The sequence below is a fragment of the Aeromonas simiae genome (assembly GCF_014892695.1).
Classification (GTDB): domain Bacteria; phylum Pseudomonadota; class Gammaproteobacteria; order Enterobacterales; family Aeromonadaceae; genus Aeromonas; species Aeromonas simiae.
The window spans coordinates 3,656,065-3,662,500 of sequence record NZ_CP040449.1; the positions used below are offsets into that span (position 1 = coordinate 3,656,065).

General features: G+C 62.4%; 3 protein-coding genes and 2 rRNA genes (1 of these 5 cut by a window edge). 1 reads left to right on the plus strand and 4 read right to left on the minus strand.

All coding sequences use genetic code 11. The features are described 5' to 3' along the window. Positions 1–28 precede the first annotated feature (28 nt). Together waaA and waaF are read right to left on the minus strand one after the other, a co-directional pair. Positions 29–1,297: a lipid IV(A) 3-deoxy-D-manno-octulosonic acid transferase gene (gene waaA, locus FE240_RS17445; RefSeq protein ID WP_193002767.1), complete on the minus strand. Its 1,269-nt coding sequence runs from the start codon at positions 1,295–1,297 to the stop codon at positions 29–31. Beyond that, positions 1,294–2,343, minus strand: a complete 1,050-nt coding sequence (gene waaF, locus FE240_RS17450; protein ID WP_193002769.1) for a lipopolysaccharide heptosyltransferase II — start codon at positions 2,341–2,343, stop codon at positions 1,294–1,296. Before waaF ends, waaA begins: the two co-directional genes overlap by 4 nt. A 150-nt stretch (positions 2,344–2,493) precedes the next feature. Between waaF and FE240_RS17455 the strand changes: the two genes are divergently transcribed. Further along, entirely contained in the window at positions 2,494–5,046 is a 2,553-nt protein-coding gene (locus tag FE240_RS17455; protein ID WP_193002771.1) for a bifunctional acetate--CoA ligase family protein/GNAT family N-acetyltransferase, read from the plus strand. Positions 5,047–5,148: 102 nt separating this feature from the next. Here FE240_RS17455 and rrf read toward each other — a convergent pair. Both rrf and FE240_RS17465 read right to left on the minus strand, forming a co-directional pair. Further along, positions 5,149–5,263: ribosomal RNA gene (gene rrf, locus FE240_RS17460) — 5S ribosomal RNA — on the minus strand. Between the two features lie 104 nt (positions 5,264–5,367). Further along, a 23S ribosomal RNA gene (locus FE240_RS17465) occupies positions 5,368–6,436 on the minus strand; it runs 1,821 nt beyond the window's last position.

Here is a 6,436-nt window from a genome sequence, read left to right on the forward strand (position 1 = left end):
ATGCGCTCCGTCTTTTAGCTGGTTGCCGCTACTCGTCGGCCAGCGCCGCCAAGCCCAGCGAGAGGGTGCGCGCCAGCGCCCCCTGATTGAGCAGCACCACGGCGCGGGCCTGCTCCCCCATGGCGCGGCGTCCCGCACCATCGCCAAGCAGGCGGTTCACACTGCGCCCGAGGGCCTCGGCATCCTCCACCACCTCGGCCCCTTTTTGCTCGAGCAACTGGCGGGTGATGTCGCTGAAGTTGAAGTAGGCGGGCCCGGTCAGGCAGGGTTTGCCGAGCGCGGCAGGCTCCAGCAGGTTATGCCCACCGACCCCGACCAAGCTGCCACCGACAAAGGCAACATCCGCCGCCCCCAGCATCAAGGGCAGCTCGCCCATGGTGTCGCCAAGATAGACCCGGGTCTCATCGCCCGGTTGCTCGCCACGGGAGCGGCGCGCGCAGGGCATCCCCTCGGTGGCGCACAAGGTGGCCACCTGATCGAAACGCTGCGGGTGGCGCGGCACCAGGATCAGCAGGGCCTGGGGATAGGTGGCCAGCACACGGCGGTGGGCCGCCAGCACCTGCTCATCCTCACCCTGATGGGTGCTGGCGGCAATCCAGACCGGCCGCTCGCCAAATGAGTGGCGCAGGGCCCGGCCCCCGGCCACCACCTCATCGCTCAACTGCATGTCGAACTTGATGGAGCCGGTCACCGCCAGCCGCTCGCGGCCGATGCCAAGGCGAGCGAAGCGCTCGGCATCATCCTGATGCTGGCAGTAGAGGTGAGTCAGCGGGCGGCTCAGGGTATCGAAGGCGCCCTGAAAGCGGGCATAGCGCCGGCAGGATCGCTCGGAAAGACGCGCGTTGATGATGCTGACCGGCAGACGCTGCCGGGCACAGGCGGCCAGCCAGTTCGGCCACAGCTCGGTCTCCATCACCCAGAGGGCGCGGGGGCGCACCCGCCTGAGGAAGGCCGCCACCGCCCACGGGTAGTCGAGCGGCGCATAGCGATGCTCGACCAGCTCCCCGAGCTTGGCCGCCTGATCGGCGCCGGTGCGGGTGGTGGTGGTGAGCAGGATCGGCAGATCCGGGCGCTCGGCCTTGAGGGCGCGGATCAGCGGCGTGATGGCAAGGGTCTCGCCAACACTCACCGCATGGATCCAGAGCGGTGCCTCTTGCCCGGTCGGCGGCACCCGCCCGAGATGTTCAGCCCAACGCGCCCCAAACCCCGGCTTGCCCCGCTTTGGCTTGTAGAGAGCCAGCAGCGCCAGCGGCAACCCGAGGTGGATAAGCAGGTTGTAGGCGAGCCGCCAGATCATGAGGCGTCCTGCTCACTGTCTTGAGCCAGTCGCTTGCTGGCAGCGATGACCAGCTCCGGTTTCAGCTCGAGCAGACACTTGAGGTGCCCGTATTTACAGGTGCGTTTGAAGCAGGGACGGCATTCGATGTCGGTGTGGACTATCTCGACCCGCTCGGCCAGGGGCGGCGTATAAAGCGGAGAGGTGGAGCCATAGACACCGATCAGCGGCCGGTTGAGCGCAGCGGCGATGTGCATCAGCCCCGAATCGTTGGAGATCACCCGCTCGGCCAGCGCCATCAGGTCGATCGCCTCGTGCAGATTGGTTTTGCCTGCCAGCACATGGCAGTTGCCACGGGTGAGCGGATTGATGCGCGCACGAATGGTGTTGGCCACCTCGACATCCTTCCCTGAGCCGAAGATCCAGACCTGCCACCCCTCATCCAGGTGCTGCTGGGCCACCACGGCGTAGTGCCCCTCCGGCCAGCGCTTGGCGGGGCCGAACTCGGCGCCAGGGCAGAGCACCAGCACCGGGCGCACCGTATCGAGCCCGTGTCGGGTCAGGGCCGCCTGCTGGTTAATGAGATCCACCGAGAGAGCGGGATGGGGGATCGCAGGCAGGTCGGCGCGGCTCTTCATCCGTGCCTTGGGGTAGGCGAGCGCCACATAGCGCTCCACCATCAGGGGGAAGGCCGACGTGTTACCACGCAGGTCGTTGAGCAGACCATAACGATGCTCCCCCTTCCAACCGGTGCGCAGTGGAATACCGGCAAAGAAAGGAATAAACGCCGATTTCATGGAGTTGGGCTGAATGATGGCTTGATCATACCCTTCGGCCCGCAACTGCTTGCCCAACCGGCGTCGCGCCAGCAGCTTGAAATCACCGTGGCCGAGTGGCATCGGCAGCACCTTGTCCACCTCGGGCATGCGCTCAAGCAACGGGCGGCACCAGGCTGGTGCCATCACGTGTAACTCACTGCCAGGATGATTCGCCTTCAGCGCCTTGTAGAGGCTCTGGGACATGACCATATCACCGACCCAGGATGGGCCGATCACCAATATCTTCATCTACCGACTCTCGGACTCTCACTTTGCTGGGGCGTGATTATGCCCCAATCCTGTCGCCATGGCGTAACATAAGTTCCACTCACCCGCTCACAGATCGCCCCTGTGGAACCGGCTAGACTGGGTGAGCACCGACACCCGACGAGGATCGCCATGAAACCCCATGGTCTGGAACGCCTGCTCAAGCCCGCCTCCATCGCCATCATTGGCGCCTCAACCAATCCCGCCAAGGCCGGTTGTGTCATCATGCGCCACCTGCTCGATGGCCAGTTTCGCGGCCCAATCCTGCCGGTGACCCCGCACCACAGCGCCGTGTGCGGCGTGCTGAGCTACCCCTCCATCACCGCCTTGCCCATCATCCCCGATCTTGCCATTGTCTGCACCGCAGCTCATCGGGTGTTGCCGCTGGTCGAGGCGCTCGGTCGCAAGGGGGTGGGTGCCGCCATCCTGCTCGCCGCCGGTTTCGATACACCGCAGCGCACAACCCTGCTGACCCTGAGCCGCCAGTATGGGATCCGCCTGTTGGGGCCCAACAGCATGGGGCTGCTGATGCCTCACCTCGGCATCAACGCCAGCTTCTCCCCGATCGCCGCGCGACCGGGACAAGTGGCCTTTCTCTCCCAGTCGGCGGCGGTGAGTACCACCATACTCGACTGGGCCAAGCTACACGAAGTAGGGTTTTCCGCCTTCGTTTCGCTGGGGGAGGATTGCGATGTGGGCACCGATGAGCTGCTCGATCAGCTCTCCCGCGACGGAACCACCCGCGCCATCCTGCTCTACATGGACAGGGTCAAGGATGCCCGCCGCTTTATGTCGGCAGCGCGGGCGGCCGCTCGCAACAAGCCGATCCTGGTGCTAAAAAGCGGCCGTCACTGTCAGGAGGGCACCCCCGACAACGTCTATGATGCCGCCATCCGCCGTGCCGGCATGCTGCGGGTGCGTGACACCCACGAGCTGTTTGCCGCCGTAGAGACCTTAAGCCACGCCCCTCACCTGAAGGGGGATCGGCTGGCCATCATCGCCAATGGACGCGGTCTGGCCAATATGGCGCTGGATGTGTTGATTGAACGGGGGGGCAAATCGGCCTGCACGCCGCTGGATATCGGCAGCGATGCCGATGTCGCCGCCTACCTCGCGGCGCTGAACTCTCTGCTCGACGGGGAGCAGGCCAACGCCATCCTGTTAATCCACGCCCCCTCTCTTACCGCAGAAGGGGAGGCGCTAGCTCGCGCCATCATTGAGGCGCTGCACAGTCACCCGAGGGCACGCCGCTTCAACATCCTGACGAACTGGGCGGGCGAATACTCGGCCCAGCATGGACGACGCCTGTTTAGTGAGGCCGGTATCCCCACCTATCGCACCCCGGAGGGGGCGGTCGCCGCCTTCATGCACATGGTCGAATATGGCCGCAACCAGCGCCAGCTGATGGAGACCCCGGCCACACTTGAGGGGAGCCTGGATGTGGAGGGCTGCGCTCGGTTGATCCATCAGGCTCACGAACGCCAGCAGCACCGTCTCGATACCCATCTTGCCCAGCCACTGCTGGCCGCCGCCGGGCTCACCACGCTGGATACCTGGATCGTCGGTGACGCCATCGAGGCGACCCTGACGGCTGAGCAGCTCGGTTATCCCGTGGCCCTCAAGCTGCGCTCTCCGGATATTGTTCACAAGTCGGATGTGCACGGGGTCATGCTCAATCTGCGCACCTCGACCGAAGTGGCACAGGCGGCCGATGCCATTCTCGATCGGGTGCAGCGCAATCATCCTGGCGCCCGAATTGACGGATTGCTGGTGCAGCGCATGGCGGCTCGTAGCGGCGGTATCGAACTGCGGATCCGCATCCAGCGCGATCCCGTTTTTGGCCCCGTCATCCTGCTGGGGGAGTCGGGCGCCCATCCACACCACATGGTGGCCTCACTGCCTCCTCTCAATCAGACTCTCGCTCGCTATCAGGTGCTGGGGGCGCTGGGTAGCGGCTGTATCCGGGATCGTGGCGGCCCCACGCCACTGAACGTGGCGGCACTGGCCCAAGTGCTCTACCGCCTCTCGGAGCTGCTGATCGCCTTTCCCACCATCAGCGAGCTGGACCTTCACCCCTTACTCGCCCAGGGCGAAGAGATGACCGTGCTCGATGCCGCCATCACCCTCGACAACGAGGCGCCGCCACCGCTGGCCATCAGCGCCTATCCCACCGAGCTGGAAGAGGGGGGCTGGCTGCATAGCGGCAGCCACCTGCTGCTGCGCCCGATCCGTCCAGAAGATGAGCCGGCCCATAAGCAGTTTGTCTCGCTGGTCTCGGATGAAGATCGCTATCGCCGCTTCTTCGCCGATGTCGGGGAGCTGGGCCACGAAGAGCTGGCCCGCATGACCCAGATTGATTACGAGCGGGAGATGGCCTTCGTGGCCGTCGGGCAAGAAGCCCCCTATCAGGGGCAGATCCTGGCCGTGGTGCGCGCTATCTCCACACCGGATCTGCAAGATGCGGAGTTCGCCGTGCTGGTGCGCTCTGACCTCAAAGGACAGGGGCTTGGCAGAATCATGATGGAGAAGATGGTGCGCTACGCCCGTGACAAGGGAATTGGCCAGCTCTCAGGCCTCACCATGCCAAGCAATCGCGGCATGATAGCGCTGGCGCGCAAGGTGGGATTCGAGGTCTCGGTGTCGCTGGAGGACAATCTGGTGAGCATGGTGTTACCGCTCACCTAGGGGTGGGGATATAACAAAGACGTATCGCGTGGCGATGACTCACGCTTCAATAGCAAAAAGGCCATCTCGTTAGAGATGGCCTTTGCTTTCGTCAAATTGGGTGCCTGGCAGTGTCCTACTCTCGCATGGCATCTGCCACACTACCATCGGCGCTACAGCGTTTCACTTCTGTGTTCGGCATGGGAACAGGTGGGTCCACCGCGCTATGGCCGCCAGGCAAAATCGTAATCCGAAAAGCTGATTGCACTCACGATTCTCATCACAAGCACTAAAGTCGTTCTCACTTCGTCACAAGCGCTCAAAACACTTCTTGGGTGTTGTATGGTTAAGCCTCACGGGTAATTAGTACGGGTTAGCTCAACGCATCGCTGCGCTTACACACTCCGCCTATCAACGTTGTGGTCTCCAACGGCCCTTTAGGACCCTCAAGGGGTCAGGGATGACTCATCTCAGGGCTCGCTTCCCGCTTAGATGCTTTCAGCGGTTATCGATTCCGAACTTAGCTACCGGGCAGTGCCACTGGCGTGACAACCCGAACACCAGAGGTTCGTTCACTCCGGTCCTCTCGTACTAGGAGCAACTCCCTTCAATCATCCAACGCCCACGGCAGATAGGGACCGAACTGTCTCACGACGTTCTGAACCCAGCTCGCGTACCACTTTAAATGGCGAACAGCCATACCCTTGGGACCAACTTCAGCCCCAGGATGTGATGAGCCGACATCGAGGTGCCAAACACCGCCGTCGATATGAACTCTTGGGCGGTATCAGCCTGTTATCCCCGGAGTACCTTTTATCCGTTGAGCGATGGCCCTTCCATACAGAACCACCGGATCACTATGACCTGCTTTCGCACCTGCTCGACCTGTCCGTCTCGCAGTTAAGCTGGCTTATGCCATTGCACTAACCTCCTGATGTCCGACCAGGATTAGCCAACCTTCGTGCTCCTCCGTTACTCTTTGGGAGGAGACCGCCCCAGTCAAACTACCCACCAGGCACTGTCCGCGATCCCGATTCAGGGACCTGCGTTAGAACATCAAACATACAAGGGTGGTATTTCAAGGTCGGCTCCACGACAACTAGCGTCATCGCTTCAAAGCCTCCCACCTATCCTACACATGTAGGTTCAATGTTCAGTGCCAAGCTGTAGTAAAGGTTCACGGGGTCTTTCCGTCTAGCCGCGGGTACACCGCATCTTCACGGCGATTTCGATTTCACTGAGTCTCGGGTGGAGACAGCATGGCCATGGTTACACCATTCGTGCAGGTCGGAACTTACCCGACAAGGAATTTCGCTACCTTAGGACCGTTATAGTTACGGCCGCCGTTTACCGGGGCTTCGATCAAGAGCTTCGTGTTACCACTAACCCCATCAATTAACCTTCCGGCACC